The organism is Hominimerdicola intestinalis, from assembly GCF_054655215.1.
The window spans coordinates 17,279-44,001 of record NZ_BAAHNZ010000004.1; the positions used below are offsets into that span (position 1 = coordinate 17,279).

At 42.2% G+C, this 26,723-nt stretch carries 26 protein-coding genes and 1 pseudogene; 6 read left to right on the plus strand and 21 right to left on the minus strand.

Annotated elements, in window-relative coordinates; genetic code table 11:
* Positions 1–154: 154 nt before the first annotated feature.
* Positions 155–2,518 carry an ATP-dependent helicase gene (locus ACYQ0H_RS05545; protein WP_459811847.1) on the plus strand — a complete coding sequence of 788 codons (2,364 nt, stop codon included), beginning with the start codon at positions 155–157 and terminating at the stop codon, positions 2,516–2,518.
* A 525-nt stretch (positions 2,519–3,043) separates the two neighbouring features.
* On the opposite strand, the gene ACYQ0H_RS05550 is transcribed toward ACYQ0H_RS05545, so the two are convergent.
* Positions 3,044–3,925: a fibronectin type III domain-containing protein gene (locus ACYQ0H_RS05550; protein ID WP_459811848.1), complete on the minus strand. Its 882-nt coding sequence runs from the start codon at positions 3,923–3,925 to the stop codon at positions 3,044–3,046.
* Positions 3,926–4,389: 464 nt separating this feature from the next.
* On the opposite strand from ACYQ0H_RS05550, the gene ACYQ0H_RS05555 reads away from it, so the two are divergent.
* Positions 4,390–5,310 carry a S1 RNA-binding domain-containing protein gene (locus ACYQ0H_RS05555; RefSeq protein WP_459811849.1) on the plus strand — a complete coding sequence of 307 codons (921 nt, stop codon included), beginning with the start codon at positions 4,390–4,392 and terminating at the stop codon, positions 5,308–5,310.
* A gap of 519 nt (positions 5,311–5,829) precedes the next feature.
* Here the strand turns inward: ACYQ0H_RS05555 and ACYQ0H_RS05560 are convergent.
* The 3 genes from ACYQ0H_RS05560 to ACYQ0H_RS05570 all read right to left on the minus strand — a co-directional run bounded on the left by ACYQ0H_RS05560 (position 5,830) and on the right by ACYQ0H_RS05570 (position 7,622).
* The gene (locus ACYQ0H_RS05560; protein ID WP_459811850.1) at positions 5,830–5,979 is read right to left on the minus strand and encodes a hypothetical protein; all 150 of its coding nucleotides are present in this window, start codon (positions 5,977–5,979) and stop codon (positions 5,830–5,832) included.
* Between the two features lie 71 nt (positions 5,980–6,050).
* Positions 6,051–7,313 (minus strand): replication-associated recombination protein A, encoded by a 1,263-nt coding sequence (locus ACYQ0H_RS05565; RefSeq protein WP_459811851.1) that lies wholly within the window; start codon positions 7,311–7,313, stop codon positions 6,051–6,053.
* An 18-nt stretch (positions 7,314–7,331) separates the two neighbouring features.
* Positions 7,332–7,622 (minus strand): hypothetical protein, encoded by a 291-nt coding sequence (locus ACYQ0H_RS05570; protein WP_459811852.1) that lies wholly within the window; start codon positions 7,620–7,622, stop codon positions 7,332–7,334.
* A gap of 107 nt (positions 7,623–7,729) precedes the next feature.
* On the opposite strand from ACYQ0H_RS05570, the pseudogene ACYQ0H_RS05575 reads away from it, so the two are divergent.
* Positions 7,730–7,831, plus strand: a pseudogene (locus ACYQ0H_RS05575) (helix-turn-helix domain-containing protein); the annotation flags it as partial.
* A 65-nt stretch (positions 7,832–7,896) separates the two neighbouring features.
* On the opposite strand, the gene gap reads toward ACYQ0H_RS05575, so the two are convergent.
* Complete coding sequence (gene gap, locus ACYQ0H_RS05580) at positions 7,897–8,934, minus strand: type I glyceraldehyde-3-phosphate dehydrogenase (protein WP_459811853.1); 1,038 nt, start codon at positions 8,932–8,934, stop codon at positions 7,897–7,899.
* Between the two features lie 367 nt (positions 8,935–9,301).
* Here gap and ACYQ0H_RS05585 point away from each other — a divergent pair, with 367 nt between their 5' ends.
* Entirely contained in the window at positions 9,302–10,363 is a 1,062-nt protein-coding gene (locus tag ACYQ0H_RS05585; RefSeq protein ID WP_459811854.1) for a sensor histidine kinase, read from the plus strand.
* A gap of 55 nt (positions 10,364–10,418) precedes the next feature.
* Here ACYQ0H_RS05585 and gpmI read toward each other — a convergent pair whose 3' ends face one another.
* The 5 genes from gpmI to ACYQ0H_RS05610 form a co-directional block, all read right to left on the minus strand.
* A complete protein-coding gene (gene gpmI / locus ACYQ0H_RS05590; protein WP_459811855.1) occupies positions 10,419–12,005 on the minus strand; it encodes a 2,3-bisphosphoglycerate-independent phosphoglycerate mutase in 1,587 nt (528 codons plus the stop codon).
* 88 nt (positions 12,006–12,093) lie between these two features.
* Complete coding sequence (locus ACYQ0H_RS05595; RefSeq protein ID WP_459811856.1) at positions 12,094–12,795, minus strand: hypothetical protein; 702 nt, start codon at positions 12,793–12,795, stop codon at positions 12,094–12,096.
* Positions 12,796–12,866: 71 nt separating this feature from the next.
* On the minus strand, positions 12,867–13,643 hold the full coding sequence (gene tpiA, locus ACYQ0H_RS05600; RefSeq protein ID WP_459811857.1) for a triose-phosphate isomerase: 777 nt from the start codon (positions 13,641–13,643) through the stop codon (positions 12,867–12,869).
* 39 nt (positions 13,644–13,682) lie between these two features.
* On the minus strand, positions 13,683–14,297 hold the full coding sequence (locus ACYQ0H_RS05605; protein WP_459811858.1) for a hypothetical protein: 615 nt from the start codon (positions 14,295–14,297) through the stop codon (positions 13,683–13,685).
* 86 nt (positions 14,298–14,383) lie between these two features.
* Positions 14,384–15,601 (minus strand): phosphoglycerate kinase, encoded by a 1,218-nt coding sequence (locus ACYQ0H_RS05610; protein WP_459811859.1) that lies wholly within the window; start codon positions 15,599–15,601, stop codon positions 14,384–14,386.
* 343 nt (positions 15,602–15,944) lie between these two features.
* Here ACYQ0H_RS05610 and ACYQ0H_RS05615 point away from each other — a divergent pair, with 343 nt between their 5' ends.
* Positions 15,945–16,196 carry a hypothetical protein gene (locus tag ACYQ0H_RS05615; RefSeq protein WP_459811860.1) on the plus strand — a complete coding sequence of 84 codons (252 nt, stop codon included), beginning with the start codon at positions 15,945–15,947 and terminating at the stop codon, positions 16,194–16,196.
* Between the two features lie 61 nt (positions 16,197–16,257).
* Here the strand turns inward: ACYQ0H_RS05615 and ACYQ0H_RS05620 are convergent, their stop codons facing one another.
* A complete protein-coding gene (locus ACYQ0H_RS05620) occupies positions 16,258–17,217 on the minus strand; it encodes a hypothetical protein (protein ID WP_459811861.1) in 960 nt (319 codons plus the stop codon).
* Between the two features lie 164 nt (positions 17,218–17,381).
* The gene (ymfI, locus tag ACYQ0H_RS05625; RefSeq protein WP_459811862.1) at positions 17,382–18,110 is read right to left on the minus strand and encodes an elongation factor P 5-aminopentanone reductase; all 729 of its coding nucleotides are present in this window, start codon (positions 18,108–18,110) and stop codon (positions 17,382–17,384) included.
* 165 nt (positions 18,111–18,275) lie between these two features.
* Here ymfI and ACYQ0H_RS05630 point away from each other — a divergent pair, with 165 nt between their 5' ends.
* Positions 18,276–18,827, plus strand: coding sequence for a hypothetical protein (locus tag ACYQ0H_RS05630; RefSeq protein ID WP_459811863.1), 552 nt, complete (start codon positions 18,276–18,278; stop codon positions 18,825–18,827).
* Positions 18,828–18,866: 39 nt separating this feature from the next.
* Here ACYQ0H_RS05630 and ACYQ0H_RS05635 read toward each other — a convergent pair whose 3' ends face one another.
* From ACYQ0H_RS05635 to ACYQ0H_RS05675, 9 genes are all read right to left on the minus strand, one after another.
* Positions 18,867–19,073: a hypothetical protein gene (locus tag ACYQ0H_RS05635; protein WP_459811864.1), complete on the minus strand. Its 207-nt coding sequence runs from the start codon at positions 19,071–19,073 to the stop codon at positions 18,867–18,869.
* Between the two features lie 40 nt (positions 19,074–19,113).
* Complete coding sequence (locus ACYQ0H_RS05640) at positions 19,114–19,683, minus strand: flavodoxin family protein (RefSeq protein WP_459811865.1); 570 nt, start codon at positions 19,681–19,683, stop codon at positions 19,114–19,116.
* 28 nt (positions 19,684–19,711) lie between these two features.
* Positions 19,712–20,209, minus strand: coding sequence for a 2-C-methyl-D-erythritol 2,4-cyclodiphosphate synthase (gene ispF, locus ACYQ0H_RS05645; protein ID WP_459811866.1), 498 nt, complete (start codon positions 20,207–20,209; stop codon positions 19,712–19,714).
* Positions 20,210–20,261: 52 nt separating this feature from the next.
* Complete coding sequence (locus tag ACYQ0H_RS05650; RefSeq protein WP_459811867.1) at positions 20,262–21,377, minus strand: bifunctional chorismate mutase/prephenate dehydratase; 1,116 nt, start codon at positions 21,375–21,377, stop codon at positions 20,262–20,264.
* Between the two features lie 14 nt (positions 21,378–21,391).
* Complete coding sequence (locus ACYQ0H_RS05655) at positions 21,392–22,135, minus strand: HAD family hydrolase (RefSeq protein WP_459811868.1); 744 nt, start codon at positions 22,133–22,135, stop codon at positions 21,392–21,394.
* Positions 22,136–22,182: 47 nt separating this feature from the next.
* Positions 22,183–23,355, minus strand: a complete 1,173-nt coding sequence (locus tag ACYQ0H_RS05660) for an NAD(P)-dependent malic enzyme (RefSeq protein ID WP_459811869.1) — start codon at positions 23,353–23,355, stop codon at positions 22,183–22,185.
* A gap of 29 nt (positions 23,356–23,384) precedes the next feature.
* Complete coding sequence (locus ACYQ0H_RS05665) at positions 23,385–24,341, minus strand: L-lactate dehydrogenase (protein ID WP_459811870.1); 957 nt, start codon at positions 24,339–24,341, stop codon at positions 23,385–23,387.
* Between the two features lie 164 nt (positions 24,342–24,505).
* Complete coding sequence (locus ACYQ0H_RS05670; RefSeq protein ID WP_459811871.1) at positions 24,506–25,189, minus strand: response regulator; 684 nt, start codon at positions 25,187–25,189, stop codon at positions 24,506–24,508.
* Positions 25,164–26,636 carry a sensor histidine kinase gene (locus ACYQ0H_RS05675; protein ID WP_459811872.1) on the minus strand — a complete coding sequence of 491 codons (1,473 nt, stop codon included), beginning with the start codon at positions 26,634–26,636 and terminating at the stop codon, positions 25,164–25,166. The genes ACYQ0H_RS05670 and ACYQ0H_RS05675 overlap by 26 nt, the downstream gene beginning before the upstream one ends.
* Positions 26,637–26,723 lie beyond the last annotated feature (87 nt).

Sequence of the window (26,723 nt, forward strand, 5' to 3'; positions counted from 1 at the left end):
ATTGTTAATTTGGTAAAATAAAAAAATAAATAATATCTCTTTTCAAGAAAACTTTAATATGCTATAATGATTTATAGACTGATTTCAGACTGCGGTTTGCCTCTGAGTATCCCTTTTTTATAATAAGGCAAATACGGAAAGGAAGATTTATTGTATGGCAGAAAATTATAACCTGCTGAAAAACAAAGCTCTTGAAAAATATTTCTCTGACCTCAACAGCGAACAGCGCAAGGCTGTTTTCAAAATAAATGGTCCTCTGCTTATTCTGGCAGGTGCAGGAAGCGGCAAAACCACCGTTTTAATAAACAGGATAGCAAATATGATCTATTTCGGCAATGCCTATAACAGTGAAGAGTGCTGTGGGCTTTATTCGGACGACCTTCAGTTTCTTAAAGATTACGCCGACGGAAAAACCAATGACAGCGGAAGGCTTGCCGATATTGTTGCATACGAATGCGTAAAGCCGTGGAGTATTCTTGCGATCACCTTTACCAACAAGGCTGCGGGAGAGCTGAAAAGCCGCCTGTCAGATATGCTGGGCGAAGCCGGAAGCCAGATAACAGCCGCTACCTTCCATTCGGTCTGCGTCCGAATTCTAAGACGTGAATGTGAAAAATTAGGCTACGGGAAAAGCTTTACTATCTATGATTCGGACGATTCACAGAGAGTAATTAAATCCGCTATGCAGGATCTTGATATTTCAGATAAAATGTTTCCTCCGAAAGCTATTCTTGCGGAAATATCTCATCAGAAGGATATGATGGTTTACCCCGACGAATATCTTGCTCAGGCTGCTCAGGATTATCGGCTTATGACTATCGGAAGAGTCTATAAGCTCTATCAGCGCAAGCTGAAAGCCGCCGACGCTATGGACTTTGACGATATAATCTGCAATACCGTAAAACTGTTTGAGCAGGAGCCTGACGTACTTGACCACTACCGCAATCTTTATAAATATATAATGGTTGATGAATATCAGGATACGAATAAGGTTCAGTTCCGTCTTATTTCACTGCTTTCTGAAAAATACAAAAACCTATGCGTTGTCGGCGACGACGATCAGAGTATATATAAGTTCAGGGGAGCTACTATTGAAAATATACTCTCCTTTGAAGATACCTTCTCCTGCGACCCGGGAACCGATGTTATAAGGCTGGAACAGAATTACCGTTCAACACAGAATATCCTTACCTGCGCCAACGAGCTTATAAAAAACAACAGAGGACGAAAAGGCAAGAATCTCTGGACAGATAAGGGCGACGGCGAAAGAGTCGTGGTATATAAGTCGGCGACCGAAAAAAGTGAATCCGCATTTATTTCCGAAACTATACTGGAAAACGTCAATTCAGGAAGAAGCTTTCGGGATCATGCAGTTCTCTACCGTATGAACGCCCAGTCCAACTCGATCGAACAGGCGTTTATCAAAAGCGGTATACCCTATCGGATTTTCGGAGGACTAAAATTCTACGACAGAAAAGAAATAAAGGATATTATCGCCTATCTTTCAGTTATCAATAATCATTCCGATATGCTAAGGCTGAGAAGGATAATAAACGAGCCTAAGCGCGGTATCGGCGATGCGACCGTTGGAGTTCTGGAGCAGATAGCCTCCGATCTGAGAGAAGATCCGATAAGCGTAATGCTTAATTCTCCCGACCTGGCTCCGCTAGCTAAAAAGTCCAGACTTCTTCATTCCTTGGCTGAAATGTTTAATTATCTTACTGATATAGCCGAAACTCTGCCGCTTGAAGAGCTGCTGGACGAGCTTCTCAGCAAAAGCGGCTATGAGAAGTATCTGAAGGAGCAGGGCGAAGAAGGCCTTATGCGCCTGGAAAATATAAACGAGCTGAAATCTACAATGGCAAACTACGAGGAAAACGCCGAAGAACCGTCGCTTTCAGGATTTCTTGAAGAAATTTCGCTTTATACCGATATAGACAGCTTTGACGAAAACTCAGATTATGTTGCAATGATGACTATGCATTCAGCAAAGGGGCTGGAATTTCCTTGTGTATTTGTTGTGGGAATGGAGGAAAATATATTCCCTTCCGCCCGAAGCATAGAATCGGAAGCCGATACAGAAGAAGAACGCAGGCTTGCTTATGTTGCGCTTACCAGAGCCAAAGAACAGCTTTATCTCACTCATGCCGCAGAACGTATGCTGTACGGAAGAACGGAGCGCAACAGAATATCACGTTTTGTAAAAGAACTTCCTACCGAAAATTACGTCAAGAAGGAAGAACAGGGCCTTACCTCGGCTCTTGCTCAGTCAAGCGGCGGAGTTCAGCCTACGCACAGCATGACGCTTCAGCAGCAGCTTGCCCAGAAACGTGCGGAAAAATCTGCTGCTGTGACCGAAACCTTTGAGCCGGGCGAACGGGTACGCCATCGTATTTTCGGAGAAGGCACAGTTCTTACAGCTAAGCGTATGGCAAACGATACGCTGCTTGAGATCGCATTTGAAAGCAAAGGCACTAAAAAGATAATGGCTAACTTTGCAAAAATAAAGAAAATATAAAATATAATAGAGCCGCCGATAAACACATTAATAATGCGTTTATAAAAAATGAACTTGAGAATATTACTGTTCTTATCCTTCTGAGCCGTCTTTTTCAATAAGACAGCGCCGTATAATTCAGCGATCAGTCGGAACGTTAGCCAACTAAAGCACCAGCAGGCTATTGTATTCAAAGACAGCGGATCTTTACTTAAATATAAAACCAAACTTCATCAAAATGCGATCAGAAGCGGAGGCAGACTGAATTTATATTTCAATTTACGCCGAGAGCTCTCAATTTAATTATAGAATAAAAACCAGCCGAAAAAGAATCAGTTGCTTTTTCGGTTGGTTTTTCTTTCAGCCTGTTTTATGAGCGCTTTATGAATTTCAGCCTATAATTAAGGACAGCCTGCTGTTAAAGCGCCGAAAGCTGAGCTATGAAGTATTTTTTATACTTCGTTCACAACTTAAACTTATGTTCCACGTGGAACATTTTTAAAACCCTTCGGATCTAAGCTGTCCGAAGGGTTATATTTTTAGGTATTATCCCCAGTAGCTTCTCCAAACGTTGAAGTAGCCCCATGGGATCTTGAAGGAATATGCAATTCTTTTATCATTAGATTTATAGCTTCTGTTACACCAATAATAAACGTTATAGTCGTTCTTAATTCCGTTTAGCGTTGTTTTTCCGTAAACCGCACCGTAAACTGCGGTCTTTACTCTTGAGGTCACCTTTTTATATGTAGCCCCGTCTCTGGTAAGTCCGGCGTCTGACATGAAGCCGCCGCTCTTATAAATTATATCCTGAACGTTTTTATATCTTTTGTAATAAGGCGCCCATATCTTGCTGTTATTGTATTTAGCGCTTACATACTGATTAACAACACAGTCGGCAACATATACGATAGGTTTATCCCACATTGAACCCGACATCTGTCCTACCTCATGATAAACGATTCGGCACATTGCTTCCCAGCCGCCCTTGTCAAATGACATTCTTGCAGTTTTCAGAGTCTGTACCGACGAAAACGCACCCTTTGTGCTTCCGTTGACCGCTCTTACCTTAAACTGATACGAGGTTGTTCTCGCAAGTCCGGTTACTGTGCATTTTGAAGCGGTAACCGTTTTATATTTAGTCCATTTCGAGTACTTGCCGCCTTTGATATAAAGCTCATATTTCTTTGCGTTTTTTACGTCCTTCCAGTCTACAACAAGTGTGTTTGTCTGTTTGTTGTAAGGATGGGTCGCCTCGCTTTCATATTTCTTCTCTGCTACCATAGTTGGCTTACTAAGCTTAACATCAGCAGCCGAAGCGGATATCTCCGCAAAACCTGTAAATACCAGACAGCAGGCTATCATCGCTGTTATTGTCCTCAATACAGATCTCTTTGCAAATGTTAAGATCTTACTCTGCGTACTACTCATATAATTTGGCTGTTGTCCTCATATTTTCCTTATGTGAACCGCCATTTCACACCCTTTCATTTAATCTGTCCGCTTAACTGATGAATCCGCGGCACAATTAATGTTTATTAGTTTGGTCTGCGATTTATTACTCGAATTGTAACCTATAAGTTCGATAGGTTACAATTCTATTACAAATCACTACACTAGTGTAACACACATTTTTGAGTTTGTCAAGTATTTTTTGCAGATTTTTTTATGAAAATGCGGTTTTACGGGTTTTGGAGGACAAACTGTACTATTTTTCAGCCAGCAGTCATAGAATTAATTGAACTTCAAAAAGTAACAAAGCGTAATATTTATTGTAGCTTGCGTACTAAATCGGATTTATAAATAATAAATCCTTGTATCACTTCAACAAGGTCGGTATACCGCAGTAAAATGACCTGTCAAGAATATAAAATCTGCGGAGAAAGAGGTTTAAAATGAAAAAATATTTACCCGAAGGAAAGCTTTTTGACACGGCGGGCAACAAAAACTACCTGAAAAACGAACAGTCGCTGGCGGAGGCATACGCACACGGTGCAATTCTTGAAGCTCAGGCTGTTATATGCGACAGCGACCATAATCTTATCGTTGACCTCCCCTGCGGGCGGGGTATAATACCGAGAACCGAAGGCGCTATAGGTATTGCGGAAGGAACTACGAGGGACATTGCGCTGCTTTCAAAGGTCAACAAGCCTGTCTGCTTTAAGATAATCAGTATATCAAGAAATTCCAACGGTGAAAATATATATACGCTTTCCCGCAGGCTTGCGCAGGAGGAATGCATGGAAAGCTACATAGGGCTTCTTAAAAACGGCGACGTTATCCCTGCAAAGGTAACTCATCTTGAACCGTTCGGCTGTTTTGTAGATATAGGCTGCGGTATTCCCTCCCTTATTCCTATTGACGCCATATCCGTTTCGAGAATTTCACACCCAAATGACAGGTTCTACAACGGACAGGATATTTTCGTCGTAATAAAATCAGTAGAGGACGGAAGGATCTGTCTTTCACACAAGGAGCTTCTCGGAACTTGGGAGGAAAACGCCGAAAGATTCAAGGCAGGAGAAACAGTCGGAGGAATTGTTCGTTCTGTAGAAAGCTACGGTATTTTTATAGAGCTTGCGCCGAACCTTGCAGGACTTGCCGAACCCCGTGACAATGTTCAGGTAGGTCAGGCAGCAAGCGTTTACATAAAGGCTCTGATCCCAGAAAAAATGAAAGTAAAGCTGATCATTGTAGACGTTTTTGAAAACACAAATTTCCCTTCAAAAATGAAATACTTTATAAACGACGGTCATATATGCCGCTGGCAGTATTCCACTCCCCTTGCGGATAAAACGATTATAACGGAATTTTGATATGAAAATGCACAAAAAAACCGGAAAGACAAACAGTTTTTCCGGTTTTTACTTTTATTTTCAATTTAAATCTCTCTTTAAATAAACATGCTGAATAGGAATACATGACACTGCAAATATCTCAATTCTTACCAGAATTCCGAATATTATAAATGCTGTTCCATGTTCCGTAAACATCAGCTTATTGTACCCGTTCTGCTCAGCTACAGCAAAAACCGAACTTACAGCAAAACCTGCAACAATTCCTAAAAGCACGGAAGCATGAGGCAAAAATATCCTCGTTGATTACATACTCATCGCCTTTTACCATAAGATACTTTTCCATTAAGCAGTCCTTAGTATCGGAAAAGAAAACCTTTCCGTTATTAAGAACCGTTATATGATCTGCTACTCTCTAAATCAGCGGTAATATGAGTTAAAAAAATATGCTTCGACTGCTGTCCTCAATATATTCGGTAAGAATATCCAACAATTCGTCTCTGGCAACAGGATCTAGTCCGCTGGCAGGCTCGTCAAGAATCAGCAGCTCGGCGTTAGCGACAGCGCACAGGCAATCATAAACTTCATTTTCATACCCTTTGAAAAATCCAAAACAGGCTTTTTAAAAGGAAGTCTGAACTTATCGGTCAGTTCCTTAAATTTCTTGCTGCTCCAGTCGGAATAAAACATATTAAACTGTTAATATATCAACATATAGAGTTTGGCGCAAAAAAATCCTCTTGTCAAGAGGATTTTTAATGTTATTTTTTTATCTTCTCCCAATAGGCTTTTGCCGCCTGCTCGTTTTTATTTTCTCCGTACACATAATATTTCCTGTTCTTAAGTGCATCGGGCAGATACTGCTGCTCCACCCAGTGATTAGGGAAATCATGGGGATAGAAATAATGCTGACCCTTAATTTCAGCGTCCTCGCCGTCAAAATGTTTATTCTGAAGCTGTCTTGGAAAATCCAGTGCACCGCTTTGCCTTACGTCCTCAAGGGCTGCATCAATTGCAAGATAGGAGCTGTTGGATTTTGGCGCAGTCGCAAGCAGTACCACCGCTTCGGCAAGAGGTATTCTCGCCTCTGGCAGACCAAGCTGCATTGCGCTGTCTACACACGCCTTAGTAATTGCAGCCGCCTGAGGATAAGCCAATCCTACGTCCTCGCTTGCAATGACCAGCAGGCGGCGTGAAAGAGAAATAATATCCCCGGCTTCTATCAGTCTTGCGGCGTAATGCAAAGCGGCGTTTTCGTCTGAGCCTCGTATCGACTTCTGCAAAGCCGAAAGAATATCATAATGCTGATCTCCGCTCCTATCATATTTCATGTTGCTGCGCTGTGTAAGAAGCTTTACCGTATCAAGGTTTACAGTCATCGACTGACCGTCGTTGTCCGCCGAAAGAGTGCAAAGCTCAACGGTATTTATTGATTTTCTTACATCTCCTCCGCAGCCCCTTGCGATAAACTCACAGACGCCGCTTTCAAGCCTTAGTTTAAGGCCGAGGTCGTCAGCGCAAATCTGAAAGGCTCTTCTTATAGCCGGCATAATTTCATCAGGAGTAAGCGGCTTGAACTCAAATACGGTCGAACGGCTAATTATAGCGTTGTAAACATAAAAATAGGGATTTTCTGTTGTTGATGAAATAAGAGTTATTCTTCCGTTTTCAATATATTCCAGCAAAGACTGCTGCTGTTTTTTATTGAGGTACTGGATCTCGTCAAGATACAGAAGTATACCGCCTATACCGCTGAAGGTTTCAGTTTCGGCAACGATCTGCTTTATATCGGCGATCGAAGCGGAGGTGCCGTTTAGCTTATGCATCGTCATATGAGCGTTTTCTGCAATTATTCTCGCAACGGTAGTTTTTCCGATACCGGAAGAGCCGTAGAAGATCATATTCGGTATTTTTCCGCTCTCGATTATACGTCTTAACGGCTTATCCTTTCCCAGCAGGTGAGACTGCCCCACAACTTCATCAAGATCATGAGGACGTATTCTTTCAGCCAATGGAACCGGCATAGCTTTTTCTCCTTTTTATCAATCAAAAATATTCTGAATATCCGGAAGTCTGCGCTCATAAGCCTTGCTGTTTATTTTCTTCAGCAGATATGTCCTTGCGACCAGTACAGCCGGCTGACACTTGGTATTTTCCATTCCGATACAAATTCTATAGATAATAAACTGTGCGGAGGAAATTTTCATCACCGCATGATTAGAGCATTCAAATGTTCCGCACACAACCGAATCGGAGGATATAAAATTCCAAAGTTCGTTATAAACCGCTTCGGTTACTTCCTCGTCAAGAAAGGTCTGCAAAACGTCGTTCACAAAAATTACCCCCTAAAACATTTATTCACCTTTATTATAACACAGCCTTATTTGTTTTTCAACGGTTTTTTGATGTAAATGTATAAAAAAATCGCCAACGAGGCTACAGCAATTATGAAAGAGATGAATCAGACATTACTACGGAGATACTTATAAAGCTTACGGATCTCGATAATGTTTCAGCAGACTATATTCTAAACCGCGCTTAAATTGAACATAAATAAAAAACCTCTGACTTCAATCTGAAATCAGAGGCTTTTTAATACGCTTTTAATTAAGCAAGCTCAGCAAAATACTTGATTGTTCTTACCATCTGTGAGGTGTAAGAATTCTCGTTATCGTACCAAGAAACAACCTGAACCTCATAGAGATCGTCAGCGATCTTGGAAACCATTGTCTGAGTAGCGTCAAACAGAGAACCGTATCTCATACCGATAACATCGGAAGAAACGATAGGATCTGTATTGTAACCAAAGGATTCGGAAGAAGCAGCCTTCATGGCAGCGTTAATGCCGTCAACAGTTACATCGCTTCCCTTTACAACTGCTGTAAGAATAGTAGTTGAACCTGTAGGAACAGGAACTCTCTGGGCAGAACCGATAAGCTTGCCGTTAAGCTCAGGGATTACAAGACCGATAGCCTTAGCAGCGCCTGTTGAGTTAGGAACAATGTTAGCAGCGCCGGCTCTTGCTCTTCTCATATCGCCCTTTCTGTGAGGACCGTCGAGAATCATCTGGTCGCCGGTATAAGCATGAATAGTCGACATGATACCGCTCTGGATAGGAGCGTAGTCATTAAGAGCCTTAGCCATAGGAGCAAGGCAGTTTGTTGTACATGAAGCAGCTGAAATAATCGTATCATCAGCTGTAAGAGTATCCTCGTTTACAGAGAAAACGATTGTAGGAAGATCGTTTCCAGCAGGAGCAGAAATAACGACCTTCTTAGCACCGGCGTCAATATGAGCCTGAGCCTTTGCCTTTGAGCAGTAGAAACCTGTGCATTCGAGAACAACATCTACGCCGATCTCGCCCCAAGGAAGCTCTGCTGCATTAGCCATTGCGTAAATCTTAAGGGTCTTGCCGTCAACTGTAATTGTTCCGGCCTCATCGTCAGCCTCTACAGTGTGAAGATTCTCACCGATCCTTCCACAGTAACCGCCCTGTGCCGTATCATATTTCAGAAGATCAGCGAGCATTGAAGGCTTTGTAAGGTCGTTGATTGCAACTACCTCATATCCCTCTGCGCCGAACATCTGTCTGAATGCAAGACGTCCAATACGTCCAAAACCATTAATTGCGACTTTAACTGCCATAATTAATTTACCTCCTAAAAAAATTCTACAATTATTATACTACATTTAACTAGCTTTTGCAAGTACTTTTATAAAAATTATAACTCTTTTTTTCATACTTTTTCTTATATATCCTATTTGCTGTAAACTGAAATTTTTTTATATTTCCGCTGTTATACAAACTGTCTGTATTTAATACACAAATCGACAAATATTGTTATAATTCTGAAAATTATGATTTTCCGTAAGAAAAATTTACAATAAAGCTATATTTGTGTAATTTTTGTCGATTGATGTTTCTTGACTATTATTTTTTGATATTGTATAATATATGAAAATAAGGTATGTTAATATTATACTTTGCGTTAAAGAGAGGGGTAGGGGCGCTATGGAGCTATTGGAATGTTTGCAGCAGCTGTATTCAAATTCTGAAAATTATATTGCTGCCGCTGACAGCAGGTTTAAAATATTATGGAAAAATCACAGCCGGATACCGGACAGTATTTTTCTTTCCGACTTTACGATCGGCGGAAAAAAGCTGACTCTTCCCATTGAACATGAAGAAACGGCTGCCTACCGTTCAGGCTGTGCTGTACGGATAACTCCGTTATCCAGCAGCAGCGTTCCGGAGTTATACAAAATCGAATTTTTCACCCCAAATGAAATTCACAGGCTTTCATGCCGTTCCGAGCTTATGAGCTATAAAAATAATTTCCTGGGAAATATCAGGCTTGAGCTTTCAGAAATTCTCAATTTAATGGACGGGATAAAACAAAAACTTCCGGACAGCTCGGAAATAGACAGTCTTGACAGAAAAACTCGTTATCATATTCTCAGGACTATAGCAGCTACAGTAAACATGAACGAAATTTCCAAATATTATTCCGGCGGCATAACGACCGAGTATCTTTCCCTCTCCGAAAGACTGAGGGCTACTGCGGAATGGGTCAAGCCTATGCTTGAGCGGAATATGTGCTTTTTGAAAGCAAGCATAGCTGATTCTGTATACATCAATATAAATTATGCTAAATTTGAAACTGCGGTCCTTAATCTTATTATTAATGCATATATGTACAGCGATTCAAAACGCAAGGAAATAACTCTTACCCTTACGACTGACTCTCAGAACGCCTGTGTTACAGTTTCAGACAACGGAACTTCTGCTGATATTGACAAGCTGAGAAAATATTTGGATCTCAAAGCCGGATTTTCCGAGTTTTCTAAAAACGAATCCCTCGGACTGGCAGTAGTAAAAACAATGGCGGATACTTTCGGCGGCTCTGTTTCGCTGAGCAGATCGGCTAGCGGAGGACTTTCAGCCGAGATCACGCTGCCCAGGAATCCTGAAACAGTTCCGAAAGTTTTCAGGCTCAGAAGATTTCCGCCTATTATCTCTCAGTACGATCCGCAGTATTGTATCCTGTCAAAAGGAATAAACCCCATTAAATAAAAAAATCCCGTATGCGCTTTTAAATTACGCACACGGGATTTTTATTTGTGAACAATTATACCATTGAATCTTCCCAACAGTCCGGAGCCTCTACTCCCAGAAGCTTTGCGACAGTCGGAGCTACATTCGCAAGACCGTATTTTGTACTGTCTGCATCTATAATATCATGCGTTATTTCCTTATCCCAGATAATAAAAGGAACTCTGTTGAGCGAATGTGCGGTTCTCACTGCAATTTCACCCTTTTTATTTTTTTCAAGCATTTCATCTGCGTTTCCGTGATCGGCTGTAATAAGAACTGTGCAGTTATATTCCTCCGCAGTTTTCAGGAGTCTTGCAAGACCCAGATCCACCGATTCAACAGCTACGATAGTTGCGTCCATCGAACCAGTATGGCCTACCATATCTCCGTTAGGATAATTGCATCTTATAAAATCATATTTCTGCGATTTGATCGCTTCTATCATATCGTCGGTCACCTCAGCAGACTTCATCCACGGACGCTCGTCAAACGAAACTCTGTCTGAGGGTATCTCTTTCCATGTTTCAAGCTCCTCGGAAAACTTCTCAGACTTATTTCCGTTCCAGAAATAAGTAACATGACCGTACTTCTGAGTTTCGGAAACCGCATAGCTGCTAAGACCATTTTTAACCAGTACCTCTGAAAGAGTATTAGTGATCTCCGGAGGATTTACAAGGTAGTTTTTAGGCAGATTAAGATCGCCGTCGTACTGGAGCATTCCGGCGTACATGACCTTCGGATCGTAACCGCTCTTGTCGAATTTATCGAAATCAGGCTCATCGAACGCCATAGAAAGCTCAATAGCCCTGTCACCGCGGAAATTAAACAGAATAACGCTGTCGTTATCACAGATCTTACCGACCGGAGCGCCGTTTTCCGCAATTACGAAAGGCGGAAGATCCTGGTCTATTGCTTTTGTTTCTTCTCTCAAAACTTTATATGCATCAGCTGCAGAAGCAAAGTATCTTCCCTCGCCCCTGACATGAGTATCCCATCCTAGCTTTACCATATCCCAGTCAGCCTGATATCTGTCCATAGTTATCTTCATTCTGCCGCCGCCGGAAGCGATCCTTCCGTCAAAGCTTTCATCGTTAAGCTCAGCAAGGCAATTCTCCAGATCCTCGATATAGGTCATACCCGAGGTTGCGGGAACATCTCTTCCGTCAAGAAGAATATGACACCTTACCTTTGAAACGCCCTCCTCCTTGGCTCTTTTTATCATTATTTTCAGATGAGCTATATTGGAATGTACGTTTCCGTCGGAAAGCAATCCGATAAAATGCATAGCGGACTTGTTTTCCATTACGTTTGAAACCAGCGCTTTCCAGGTATCTGAACCAAACATTTTACCGCTTTCGATAGACTCGTTTACAAGCTTTGCACCCTGAGAATAGATCTGTCCGCAGCCAAGTGCGTTATGACCTACCTCGGAGTTGCCCATATCGTCATCTGACGGCAGACCTACCGCATCGCCGTGCGCTTTAAGAGAAGTATGAGGATACTCCTTTAAAAGCATATCAAGAGTAGGCGTATTTGCTTCCGAAACCGCGTCGCCGAGACCGGTCTTGGAAAAGCCTACACCGTCCATAACTACCAATACTACAGGTTTTTTAGTTGACATATTTTTAATCCTTTCAAAATAAACTTAACCCCTAATAACCGCTGTACATAATATAACCGGTTATATGATCCATAAATTACCTCGCACTCTAAAACCAATAAATAAAACAAAATCCGTTTGATTCGTTTATAAGATAATAGGGTGTATGGGAGTTTTGTTCCTTTGGCAGATAATATATATCTGCTTCTTCAATTTTGTTAAATCCATAAGACTTGCAGATTCCCTTGATTTTTTTAAAATCCTCGCCGTATTCACTGCATAGCCTTCCGCCTTTGCTTTCAGCAAACTCTCTAAGCTCAGAAATTCCGTTGCAGTCGGTATAAAAGCTTATCTGTATATTGCCGTTACTGCCCTGACCCAGACCGCCGCATATAAAGCGCATAGATAAATCATCAGTTTTCTTCGGAAGTCTGTCGGGGAGAAAATACAATATGCTGCTGTCGGAATAATTACCGTAAACATATACAGCTTTTCTGAACGGATAAAAGTCGTTCACGCTGCTGCCGAAATTAAAAACGATAAATATAAACACCGCCAGATAAAGACCGCCTAAAGTCCGCATTATAACAGGAATAATCCTGCCGATTCTTCCCTTAAGCGATGTGAAAATCCATTGGAGCATAAGAAAAAACGCTCCGCCAAAATAAACGCATTTCCAAAGATTAACATACGCTCCAAGGCTCATAATAGGAAAAAGCATAAGCAGTACGCCGATAATAAAATCAACTTTACGCCCTAAACTGTGCTTTTTCCGTAAACGGCGTGCCGGCTGTTCGTTTATATTTGTCATATCTTGACCCCATAATCAATGCAGTTGCAGTAACCTCTGTAAAATGATCACTGTTTTATATGCTTTAAACCTTACCCCTCAACAGCCGCCTGAACGATAGTATTGAAGTCCTCTGCCTTTAGAGAAGCTCCGCCGATAAGACCGCCGTCTACATTCTCCTTTGACAGCAGCTCAGCACAGTTCTTTGCATTCATTGAACCGCCGTACTGAATTGTAACTGCCTCAGCAGTAGCCTCGTCGTAGATCTTAGCAAGAGTTGCACGGATAAATGCGCAGACTTCCTCAGCCTGATCTGCGGTAGCGGTCTTTCCTGTACCGATAGCCCATACAGGCTCGTAAGCGATAACAGTTTTCTTAACGTCCTCAGCGGAAACGTCGAACAGATCAAGCTTGATCTGACGGGCGATAACCTCCTCAGTGATATTGCATTCACGCTCCCACAGCAGCTCGCCAACGCAGACGATAGGCTTCAGACCTGCCGCAAGCGCAGCCTTTGTTCTCTTGTTTACAGTTTCGTCAGTTTCGCCGAAATACTGTCTTCTCTCGGAGTGTCCGATAACAACATACTCTACGCCAAGCTCCGTAAGCATATCAGCGGAAATCTCGCCTGTAAAAGCGCCGCTCTTTTCAAAGTGAACGTTTTCAGCTCCGATCTTTACGTTTGAACCTGCCGTTGTGTTGATTGCAGTTTCAAGATTTGTAAAAGGTACACAGGCTATAACCTCTACCTTTCCGTCAGCGTTAGCAACCAGCGGCTTGATAGCTTCGAGAAGCTCCTTAGCCTCAGGTCTTGTCTTGTTCATTTTCCAGTTACCGGCAATAATAGCCTTTCTAACACTCTTTTTCATTTTTAAAAACTCCTTTTAATATAATTTGTCAAAAAATCCTCATCTGGTAAGAAAATCGACCAGAAATCCCACGCCCAGAACGATAATCAATCCGCCGACAATCGTCAAAACAACTCCAAGACCCTTTGAAGGGCTGTCGTCGGATTCATTGTCCTCGTTGCCGTCAAGCTCTCCGCTTTCATCGGGAATACCTTCAAAATCGCCATCGCCTTCATAAACGTAAAAGTCCTTCGGGTCATCGGGATTATACTTAACAGGCACTGTATCCTCATATCCGCCGTAATCGCTTATCCATTGGGAATACTCTTCTCCGGCTGCGGTATAAATGATCCTCATTTCCCTGAAAATGCTGTTTCCTTTTTCGGAAACCGCTCCGGAATAGTTCGGAATTTCAGTGCTGCGTCTTTCGGCTATATCGGCATTTATAAGCTTGAAATTCTCGTCCTTTTCAACCACGATCGTTTCATCGGGATGAAAAGTATAACCCTTCATAAGCTTAACAGCAAAATAAATAATCGCCAGACCGACAATGATCAGCACAATCGCGACTATATTCATATAATCGCTGAAAAGTCCCGCCTTGCCGACCCAAGTTCCCTCTTCGTCCTCAGCCTGCGAAGCAAGCATGACAATTTGATCAATCTTATTTATCATTGTTATACTCCAAAAAACGGGGCGACAATAACTACCGCCCCGAATTTATTTGCAGTTAAAGCAGGGCTAACTGTATAGTCCTGAAATTATTTATCTGCGATTACGTCGATACCCGGAAGAACCTTGCCCTCAAGATACTCAAGTGAAGCTCCGCCGCCTGTGGAAATATGGCTCATCTTGTCTGCAAAGCCAAGCTGAATAACAGCAGCAGCAGAATCACCGCCGCCTATGATCGTTGTTGCGTCGGTTTCAGCAAGAGATTTTGCAACTGCGATAGTTCCCTTAGCAAGAACAGGGTTTTCAAATACACCCATAGGTCCGTTCCATACTACTGTCTTAGCGCTCTTTACAGCTTCAGCATACATCTGAGCAGTTTTTGTTCCGATGTCAAGACCCATCATGTCAGCAGGAATCGACTCTGTGACCTCAACGCTGATCTCTGCGTCAATAGGATCAGGGAATGAAGCGGCAACCGTAGTATCCACAGGGAGAAGCAGCTTTTTACCTGCCTTTTCAGCCTTTTCGATCATTTCCCTGCAGTAATCAAGTTTTGTATCGTCTACCAGAGAAGTTCCGATCTCCTTGCCCTGAGCCTTAAGGAAAGTATAAGCCATTCCTCCGCCGATAATAAGGGTATCGCACTTTTCAATAAGGTTATTTATAACGTTGAGCTTATCAGCGACCTTTGCGCCTCCGAGAATAGCAACGAAAGGTCTTACAGGAGTTTCAACTGCGTTTCCGAGGAAGTTTATCTCCTTCTGCATAAGGTAGCCTACAGCGGTTTCCTTAACAAACTTTGTAACGCCTGCGGTAGAAGCGTGCGCTCTGTGAGCAGAACCGAAAGCGTCCATAACGAAAACTTCGCCGTCAACGAGATCAGCAAGCTCCTTAGCAAAAGCTTCACCGTTCTTAGTTTCCTCAGCGCCGCGGAATCTTGTATTCTCTAAAACAACGATTTCTCCGTCGTTCATTTCAGCTACAGCTTTCTTAGCGTTTTCACCTGCAACAGTGTCGTCCTTAGCGAACGTTACCTTAGTTTCAGGAAGAAGCTCTGCAAGTCTTGCAGCAGCCGGAGCGAGCGAGAATTTATCCTCAGGGCCGTTCTTAGGCTTTCCGAGATGAGAACAGAGTACGACCTTGCCGCCGTCCGCAACAAGCTTCTTTATTGTAGGAAGAGCCGCTGTAATTCTGTTGTCATTTGTGATAACGCCGTCCTTGAGCGGAACGTTGAAGTCAACTCTTACGAGAACCTTCTTACCCTTAACGTTAATGTCGTCGACTGTAACCTTGTTTAAACCTGCCATATTACCTGACATCCTCTCATTATAATTTTCCGGGGGAATCCCCGATTCTTAACACAGAATTTTCCGTTGTTATTATTTTAACAACTTCAAATATAATTATATATTATACTGACCAAAAAATCAAGAGGGAAAAACAACTTTTTTAATTATATACAATAAAATTGGATATTTTTGTGATGTGGATTATATACAAAACTGACTTATATTTTTGTTTAAACTAGCTGAAAAGGTAATAGCATATATATTCTGCACAATTTATACTTGAAATATAAAATAAAACTGTTATAATTAATAGTATAATCAGGCTGAAATCTGATTAATTTAATGAAAGGACATGATACAAATGAAGAAAATCAAAAAGGCGGCAGCTATAGCTCTTGCAGTTGTTCTTGCCGCACCACTGGGATTTAAGTTTTTCCACATGGATGAAGTGGTGTCTATAGGAGAAGATGAGGTTCCGCTTCTGAAAAACTTCTTTAATGATTCTGCTTCTATCCAAGAAGAAGAAACACCTCTGATAAGATCATTTATGTTCTCAGATTATACCGATCCCATTATGGAAGTATCTATTGAAGATGAAGAAACCCCGCTTTAAAACAGCTATAAATAAAAAGCAGACGGATCACGCCTGCTTTTTATTTGCTTTATACTGTTTATTACTCGATATTTCCTACGATTGAAGACAGATCAACGCCGAGATCTGCAAGGACACCCATAAGCTCATCATCTTCCAGTGCAAGAAGGTCATCATAGGTATAACCCGCCTCCTTAAGCATATCCTCGGTAACTCCGAACATTGAAAGCATGATCTTCATAGAAGCCTCATCGCTTAACTCTGAATCCTCGGTCATTTCAGTCATTTTGGAAAGATCCGGCAGTGCAATGTCCTCGGCAGTCCATTCAGCTGAATTTATTGTAGCAGTAGTTTCACCGCTTAAATCATCATGTGAAACGATCTTCTTCAGATCTCCGTTTGAATCAAAATAGTATGTAACCGTAGTTTCTACAGTGTATTCATTCTTAGAACTATCAGTACTGTCATCAGCGTTCTCCGAACCGAGGTCGTAATCGTCGGTAAAAACAGCCTTGTAAACCTCAAGCGTCAAACCGTCCTCTTCCTTTGTCTCTACATACTGATAGGAATCGTTAAGTCCAAATGTATTAACTCCGAGATCTCCAAGGTCAACATCGTCCATTACCTGATAAACATCAGCGTCTGGCATTATCGTATAGCCCTTGCCATCTATAATATAGACCTCTGCCTTTAATCCCATAGCGGTCATTTCGATATAGTAATTTCCGCCCTTTGACGTAATAACACACGGCATCTCACCGGTAAGATCAGAACTTAACGTCATATCAATTTTAAATTCACCGGCATTTAGCTTATCAGTATAAGCCTTTGCAAGAGAACCGTCCTGAACATCTGCTTTGGATTCTGCCGCAGACGAATCTGCTTTTGATTCCTCGTCTTTGGAATCCGCTGCTGCCGCAGAGGAAGTATCCTGCTTCTTTGAATCCGAATCTTTCTTGCTGTTTGAATCATTATCACCGCAGGAAGCAAGAACCGCACAGGTCATTAATAAAGATAATACTATAGCTGATATTTTCTTCATATTGTATCTCCTTTTTTACTCTTGATTTTAACTTACTATCTTGTGAAATAATATCACTTATATATTTTAACATATTGATAACAAATAGTCAATGCTATTTACTACAATATTATCGAAACCTTTGTGTGTTCTTTTGTTGTTAATGCATAAACTGCACTTGAATCTTAAAGCCATGCACCGTCTAATCGGATCGTCTGACCGTTTATATAGCTCGATTTATCCGATATAAGGAATTTAACAGCATTGGCTACTTCAACAGGCGTTCCCATTCTTCCGGCAGGTATCTGCATAACTATATCGCTTATCTCACTTTCGGAAAGACAGGCGTTCATTTTTGTATCGATCATTCCGGCACTTATACAATTTACGTTTATACCGCTGGGAGCAGCTTCCTTGGCAAGAGCCTTGGTAAAGCCGATAAGTCCTGCCTTAGCAGCGGAATATGCCGTTTCGCAGGAAGCGCCTACCTCGCCCCAGACAGAAGATATATTGATTATTTTCCCTTTCCTTCGTCTTATCATCTCAGGAAGCGCCGCCTTTGCTGCCAGCATTGCTCCCATAAGATCAACGTTAACAATCTGTATCAGCTCTTCATCACTTAAATCTGTAAATAAACCTATTTGCGAAACCGCCGCGCAGTTTACAAGAACCTCGGGATGAGCCAGCGCAGACGAGATTTCGTGTACATTTTTTTGTACTGATAATAAATCTCCGGCGTCGAAGCGGACTGCCGCAGCAATTCCTCCGCCTTGGTTTATTTCTGAGCATATATCCTCGGCCCTGGCGTACGAATTACAGTATCCGACCGCCACCGCATATCCCTGTTCAGCAAGCATAAAACAGATCTCAGAGCCTATATCCCCCGAGCCTCCGGTAACAAAAGCCGTTTTCATAGCGATCACCATTTTCCTTTAATATTATTTTATTATATCACAGTACAGTTTGCTTTGCAATAAAAAAATTAACTTTATTCAGTTGAAATATGCTGTATATTATGATATAATAAATTAAACTTATAATAATGAAAGGAGCTGCTCCTTAGGGAGATAAATATTGCTATGGAAAACGAAATAAACAAGAAGCGGCTGATACTGTTCGGGTTTGTAAAGGTCTTACAGTGCGAGCTGTTCGGTCTGATGGTATTTATATTTTTCTGGGCGGTCTCATCGGCTTTCGGTCTGCTGGGAAATATTATTTTCGGACTTGTAGGAATAATGACGGTAATCTGCATAATGGCGGACTACGGACTGAAGCAGGGTGAAAAAGCGCGCAGCAAAGTAAATCTGAGAGGGGCAAAGCCCTGCAGAAACTTCGGTCTTGTAATAGGACTTTTTGCAATGCTGCCAAGCTATCTGACGATCATTGTACTCATGCTTTCAAAAGCCGGAGCAATAGGAAACTTCCTTCCTGCATTCAAACTGCTAAATGCCTGCTTTTTCCCTGTTATAGATCTAGCAGCTCATACCGCCGATATTGATCAGATGAACTCATCGGCTTTTATCCTTTTTATCGTTCTTCCGTTGTTTTACCCGCTTTCCTCATGGCTCTCCTTTAAATGGGGGTACGATCAGGTCGACCTGAAAACAAAGGTAATGTATAAAAACAAATAACAAAAAAGCCGGAGCAGTTTTAAATGCTTCCGGCTTTTTTTAATTATTTTCGTCTTTTTCCGAATTATGACCGTCGCAGTTTTTCTGATGCTGAGTACCGAAATAAAAGGCTATAACAGTAGTAAATACTGTTAAAAACTGCTCCGATGAAATATAGCGCTTTAAGGTCATTATACAGAAAACAGCTGTCAGTAGTATCGTAACAATACTTTTGACATTAATAAGCTTTGCAAGCTTTTCTCTCAATTATACTCCCCCAGACCTGTTAAGCTGTATAACATTATATTCAGACTGTCTGTATATTGCCAGCTCCGTTCAAAAAACCAGCCAGCGCCGAAATTTCCTCATCTGCCGAATTATCGTCCTTCGCAGATATTTCATCAGTTTTAACCGACAGAACAGTTCTGAAAATATTACGGCAGTTCATTTGATGAAGTAAGCATACCGCCGTATTTTCAGCAGGCTTAAAGCTGCCGTTACCTCCTCCTGTCAGAATTATGCCGCCATTTTTACTGCCGCTTATAAGCTCTGTATCCTGAAATCTTACAGCGCTGTAAACGCACTGAATACGGCTCATTGTGCCGAGCAGAGGAGCGGATAGCTGCGAAAACCATATCGGAGAAGAGATAACGATATTATTGCTTGCTTTTATAAGCGCAAAAAGCTCCTGCCAATCGTCCTTTATAACACAGCCTGAGTTTTTGCGGCACATCCGGCAGTCGGTACAGTATGCCACCCTTTTGAAGAAGCAGTTCCAAACGCTGACATCGCCTTTAAGCCTCTGAACCAACAGTTCAGTCAAATATGCGGAATCTCCGTTTCTGCGCGGCGAGCCGCAGATAATTAAAGTTTTCATTTTTTATCCTATTCCTGTACAAATAAAGTCAGCACTGACCTTTTTCTTCAATAAGGCATATCGCAGCAGCGGAAATGCCAAGACCCTCTCCGGTAAATCCAAGACCCTCTTCCGTCGTAGCTTTGACAGAAACCTGAGAATCCCTGATCTTACATACGGCGGCTATATTTTCTCTCATCTGAGAAATATACGGAGAGAGCTTAGGTGACTGCGCAATAACAGTACAGTCTATATTAGATATAATATATCCGGAGCTGTTCAATATGCCGCAAACCGTTTCCAGCAGCTTCATACTGTCGGCGTTTTTGTACTCCGAAGCCGTATCGGGAAAAAGCTTTCCTATATCCCCGAGAGCGGCGGCTCCTAAAAGCGAATCCATAACTGCATGAATCAGAACATCTGCGTCAGAATGACCCAGAAGCCCTCTTTCATAAGGTATTTCAACTCCTCCCAAGATCAGCTTTCTTCCTTGTACCAATCTGTGAACATCATAACCCTGACCTATTCTGAACATATAGCGATACATATCCTTTCTGTACTGTTTCCTGCTCCTGCCAAAACGGCAATAAGGCATATACTTACTCAATTGCAATATAGTTTCCCAGAAACTTAAAATAAGAAAGCTCCGATTCAAGCTCGTTGAGAAGCTTTGCCACATCGGGAGAATTTACCGAGCCTTCAAAATCAAGATAAAATACGGCGTCAAAATCAGTGTTTGCCAAAGGACGGCTCTCTATCATAAGAAGATTTAATCCCGCTACCGAAAACTTTGTAAGCAGGCGGTAAAGAGCGGATGAAATATGCGGCAGGGCAAGCGAGACCGAAATTATATCCGCATTATCAGCAACAAGAGTTTTTCGTGATACCAGAATAAATCTTGTATAGTTTTCAGAAGCGTCGGCTATATTGCGGCGTTTTATTTCAAGTCCCAGTTCAACTGCGCACTGTTCCGAACATATAGCTCCGAACGGCTCGTCCGACGACTTTATATAGGCAGCGGCAAGAGCCGTATTTGAATAGGTGTTTGCTTTATAACCCATCTGCTTTATAAAGCCGGAGCACTGAGAAAGTCCCTGCTCATGTGAATATACTGTTTTAATTTCATTTATATCCGTTCCTTCTTTAGCGGCAAGACAGTGGTTGATCTTTATCTTTGAAGAAGCGCATATTTTAAGATCATATTTTTTCAAAAGCTCGTAGGTCTGACCTACAGAACCCGCTGTAGAATTAGCTATAGGCAGAACGCCGAACTCCGCAGTTCCGTCTTCAACAGCCTGAAATACCTCTTCAAAGCTTTCGTAGAATAAGGGAGAATAATCGTCAAAAAACTTACCGCAGGATATATGCGAATACGAGCCGGTCGTTCCGGGAACAGCTACGGTATGAGCTCCGGAAAGTACAAGCGGTTCGCATTCGATACTGTTCCTGTCGGCAAAAAACTTCTGATACTGCTTGCATTTTGAAATATCCATTATAGAAGTGAACAAAACCTCGGCTGAACTTTTCAGCTCGTCGGGCATATCGCTTTTTACACGCTCCAGTATCTCCTTTTCTCTGCCGCTCTGAAAAACCGGGAGATCATTCTCAATTTTATATTCTGCAACGTCAAAGCATAGCTGCATTCTCTTAATAAACAGCTCTTCTATCTGCTTGTCTACGTCATTTATCTCTTTCCTTAAAACACCAAGATCCATTTTTCAATGCTCCTTTATTTCTTTATTTCGGCTTCCAGCAATTCTATCACCTCATCAAGACTTTCACAGCAGCCGAAAAGCAGCGGTTTAATATCGTCCGACGGCTGAGTAAGATCGGGGACCATTATCGTTTTCAAGCCGGCGACCGCTGCGGAAATAACTCCGTTGGGAGAATCCTCCAGCGCCGCACATTCGCAGGGCTCAAGCCCAAGCCGGCGGCAGGAATATTCATATATATCGGGAGCAGGCTTCCCTCTTTCCACCATATTACCGCAGATAAATTCGTCGAACTTATCAAAAACGCCGACTCTCCTGAGATACATTTCAGTGCGTTCAAAATCCGTAGCGGTACATACCGCAGTTCTCAGCGGAGAAGCCTGAAGGTAATCCAAGAGCACATCAAGCCCGCGTTTCTTTTCTGCACCGCAGCTTTGTATGTATTCGTTCATAAGTTCAATTCTTTTTGCCCTGACCTTACTGTAATCAAAATCCTCGCCAAGACATTTTTTAAGGTATCGTTCTGAATAGCGTGAGGACAGAGAACGTATTCCCAGGACAATATCAGGAGTCATTGGATAACCGTAAAACTCAGCCGCCTCACACCAGAACCGCTGAAGCAGTCTTTCGGTATCAAGCATTAAACCATCCATATCAAAAATTACAGCTTTAAGCATTTGTCCAGTTCCTCCGTTTACTATCGAAATTTTCAGTTCCTGCTTATTATTATACAGCAAAAGCTGTTTTAATGCAATATGCAAAAACCGTTTCCGCCAAGCTTGCGGAAACGGTTATAATAATTTTAAATTTATATCCTTGCAACTCCGGATTCTCTTGCCGCCTGAGCTACCGCTTTAGCTACAGCCGCCGCAACGTTTCTGTCCAGCGCCGACGGAATTATATATTCCGCTGAAAGCTTGTCGTCTGTTACAAAAGATGCGATAGCCTTTGCCGCCGCTATTTTCATTTCATCATTTATATCGCTTGCTCTTACGTCAAGCGCACCTCTGAAAATTCCGGGGAAAGCAAGAACATTATTTATCTGGTTCGGGAAATCACTTCTGCCCGTTCCTACTACCGCCGCTCCGGCCTTCTTAGCAAGGTCGGGCATTATCTCGGGAGTCGGATTTGCCATCGGGAAAAGGATCGGATCCGGAGCCATGCTCTTTACCATTTCTTCAGTAACACAGCCGGGAGCGGAAACTCCGATAAATACATCTGCTCCTGCAAGAACGTCGGCAAGAGTACCCTTTCTCATTTCCTTATTAGTTATCTCAGCCATTTCAGCCTTTTCAGCGTTAAGACCCTCTCTGCCCTTGTAAATAGCGCCTGAACGGTCGCAAAGAACGACATCTTTAAGTCCCATTGAAATAAGCAGCTTGATTATCGCAATTCCGGCAGCCCCTGCGCCGCTTGTTACTACTCTTATCTCTTCAAGCTTCTTTCCTGTAAGCTTCAGAGCGTTGAGCATTGCCGCAAGAGTAACAACAGCCGTTCCGTGCTGATCGTCATGAAAAATAGGAATATCGCAGCATTCCTTCAGTTTCCTTTCGATCTCAAAGCATCTCGGAGCAGAAATATCCTCAAGATTTATTCCGCCGAAGCTTCCCGCTAAAAGTCTTACGGTATTTACGATATCGTCAACTTCCTTTGAACGGACGCAAAGCGGAACAGCGTCAACATCTCCGAATGCCTTGAACAGAGCGCACTTTCCCTCCATAACAGGCATACCGGCTTCAGGGCCTATATCACCCAGTCCCAATACAGCAGTACCGTCGGTAACAACAGCGACCAGATTTGAACGTCTTGTAAGCTCGTAGCTCTTATTTATATCCTTCTGTATTTCAAGGCAAGGCTGAGCAACTCCTGGTGTATACGCCAGCGACAGATCATCTCTTGTTTCAAGAGGAGCTCGGCATATTACCTCTATCTTTCCTTTCCAGTCATAGTGAAGCTTTAACGATTCCTTTGCGTAATCCATATCAGTTCAAGTCCTTTCAGTATATTAAGTCATATCGACAGCCGACAGATCGCCGATTTCAACGCTTCGGAGCTTTTTACCAGCATATCCTGCTCATCAGGCAGAAGCACAGGTGTAAACGCTCTTTTTATACCTCCCGCTCCTATTACATACGGAAGACTGAGACACACGTTCTGAGTTCCGTATCTTCCTTCGGTCAGGCATGAAACCGTAGCTATCGTACCGGAATCACGGATAATGCTTTCGCAGAGCTGCTTGACTGCCATTGCTATCGCATAGTAAGTCGCTCCCTTGAGGGATATTACTTTTGCTCCTGCTGTCCGCACCTCTTTTTCTATTTCGCTGCGCTTATTTTCTCCGCATATCCCTCCGGCGCTGCAAAAATCCTTTAACGGCATTCCTGCAACAGAAACAAGCGACCACGGAATAACCGACGTATCACCGTGTTCTCCTAAAACATATCCGTGAACGTTCTGAGCGCTGACGTCAATATAAGACGCAAGGCAGGTCCTCAGCCTTGATGAATCCAGCATCGTTCCCGAGCCGATTATTCTGTGAGGGTCTATAGCCGACGACTTTACTGCAGAATATGTCAGTATATCTACGGGATTGCTGACGATCACATACACGGCTCCTGGTGCGGCAGCCGCAAGCTCCGGCATTATTCCGCTTATGATCTCAACATTGGTCTTGGCGAGATCAAGTCTGCTCTGTCCCGGCTTTCTCGCAATACCGACTGTAATAACAACGATATCCGAATCCGCAGCGTCGCTTATACTGCCGCTCAGTATTTCCGTTTCAGGGCAAAAAGCTATTCCCTGCCTTATATCCATTGCCTCGCCCTCGGCTTTTTCCTTATTTATATCTACAAGCAGTATCTCAGAGCAAAGTCCCTCAAGGGCAAGAGTATAGGCAACTGTAGCGCCTACGCTTCCCGCACCCAATACAGTTATTTTCTTTCCGCGCTTTAAAACAGCATTATCCAAACCGATTCCTCCTAGTATAATAACACAAAAAAATTAAATGTTCAAGTAGCAGCAGTATTATTTTAATCTTAATATAGTATAAATATTCGCATACTTGTTTATTTACATGATATTATCTTATATTATTATAGCGTAATGAAAAATGTTCGGATATAAGAAAAGATTTATGTATCGGCAAACCTGTACCCTACGCCTATCTCGGTAATTATATATCTCGGATTTGATCCGTCATCCTCGATCTTTCTCCTGATATTTGCCATAAATACCCTTAAAGTCTGATACTCATCGTTTGTAGGCGTGTCCCAGACCTTATCCTGTATATTCTTATGAGTCATTACCTTACCTCTGTATTCGATCATAACGCAAAGCATTTTATATTCAAGGGGAGTAAAATGAACCTCTTTGCCGTGAACAAAGACCAGCCGCCTGTTAAAATCTACGGTAAGATAGTCCAGCGTAAATTCCTTTTCAGCCGCGTCCTTTGGACTGTATCTCCTCAGCGCCGCTCTTATTCTTGCAAGAACCTCGCCTACTCCGAAAGGCTTAACAATATAATCGTCTGCTCCGCTGTCAAGAGCTGAGATCTTTTCATTTTCCCTGTCCCGTGCGGATATAATTATTATAGGAATATCAGATGTTTCCCTAAGGGCTTCCAGAACCTTTGAACCATCAAAATCAGGAAGCCCCAGATCAAGAAGTATTAGATCCGGACTATAGTTATAAAAGGTAGATATTCCGTCGATCCCGTTCTCAGAGGTAAAAACCTCATATCCTTCCTTTGTAAGCGCCATGCTTAAAAACTTCTGTATACTTTTGTCGTCCTCAATAATCAGTACCGATTTGTTCATTGACCATTCCTCCCTGAAGAATTACTGTAAAATCGGCGCCTCCGCAGGAATTGTTTTCAGCCTTTATAACCCCTCCGTGCGCTTCCGTTATAGATTTACATATACTTAATCCCAGACCTGTTCCCCGGCATTTATCCGAACCTCCTGCCGTAGTATAAAACGCTTCAAATATTCTGTCAAGACTATCCTCGCTTATTCCTCCGCCGTTGTCTCTTACTCTGAATACTACGTTGGTATCGGATAAAAAACATGTAAGAATTATCTCCGAATCCGGTCTTGTATGCACAAAAGCGTTATCAATAAGATTAACCAGAGCCTGAGTAAGAAGATAAGCGTCTGCATTTACGAAAAGGATTTTATCAGGCCGCTCAGTTCTGAAGGTATGCCTCCCGATTCTGCCGCATACTCTTGAAGCAACATTTGAAAGTATATCGTCAGCAGTCTGAGGCTTCATATTTATTTTCAGACCTCCGTCCTGTATTCTGGTCATATTCAGAAGATTTTCAGTCATGTCTCTCAGCCATTCTGCATCTGCCAATATACTGTCGGTAAGCTCGTTTAAAGTTTCAGTATCAATATTTGCGGAATTTCTTTTTATAAGCTCGGCATTTCCTCTTATCACAGTAAGCGGTGTGCGCAGATCGTGAGATACGCTTCTGAGAAGATCGCTCTTGAATTTCTCCTGTTCTATCCTGAATCGGTTTATCTTCTCCTGCTCCAGAAGGTAATTTCTATCAAGAGCAATTGAAAGCTGACCAAGAACTGTATTAAAATATCTTTCCTTATCTGCGGCTATGCCCTGTTCCGGTGAATATACCGCAGCCGCACCGTATTCGCCGCCTCCCGCTTCAAAGGGAATATAAAGATTTTCACTGTCGCTTAAAAATTCAGTTCCCTTTCCGCATACCGTAAGATTATCTATGCACCACAGCGCAGCCTCATCGCTGCTGCAAAGCTTTTTTCCGGTAAGCAGTACAGTTTCCGCTCCGCAAACCTCGCTGAGTATGTTTTCAACATATTTAATGATAATATCTATACCTGCATTATTTACAAGTGTTGTACTGAGCATACTGATCTTATTGTTTATATCACGTTCTCTGTTAACATTTTCCGTGGCACGCCTGAGCCTGTACATTATTCCGCTTGAGATAAGCGCTACGGCAAGAAAAACTATAAAAGATACAATATAATCAGCATCTATTACAAGTTTGAATATCGGATCGTTATAAAAATAACCGTAGACGCTTGCGGATAATATTGAAACAGCTGCAGCGATAATACCGTTATCAGTAATAAATACCGTTGTTATTATACCCATAAGAATAACAACCAGATATGTTTGATTTGCAATACCGGCTTTTTCTAAAATATGCACCAGAATAAAGGAAACTGACATACATATCAAAGCCTGTAAGGTTTTAAATATTATTTTTTTGTCGTTTTTCATCGAACGTCCACCTGCCAGGCAACAAATATGTAAAAGATATAACTATCTTACGACTATAATAGCATATAAATAGCATTTTGTAAAGCA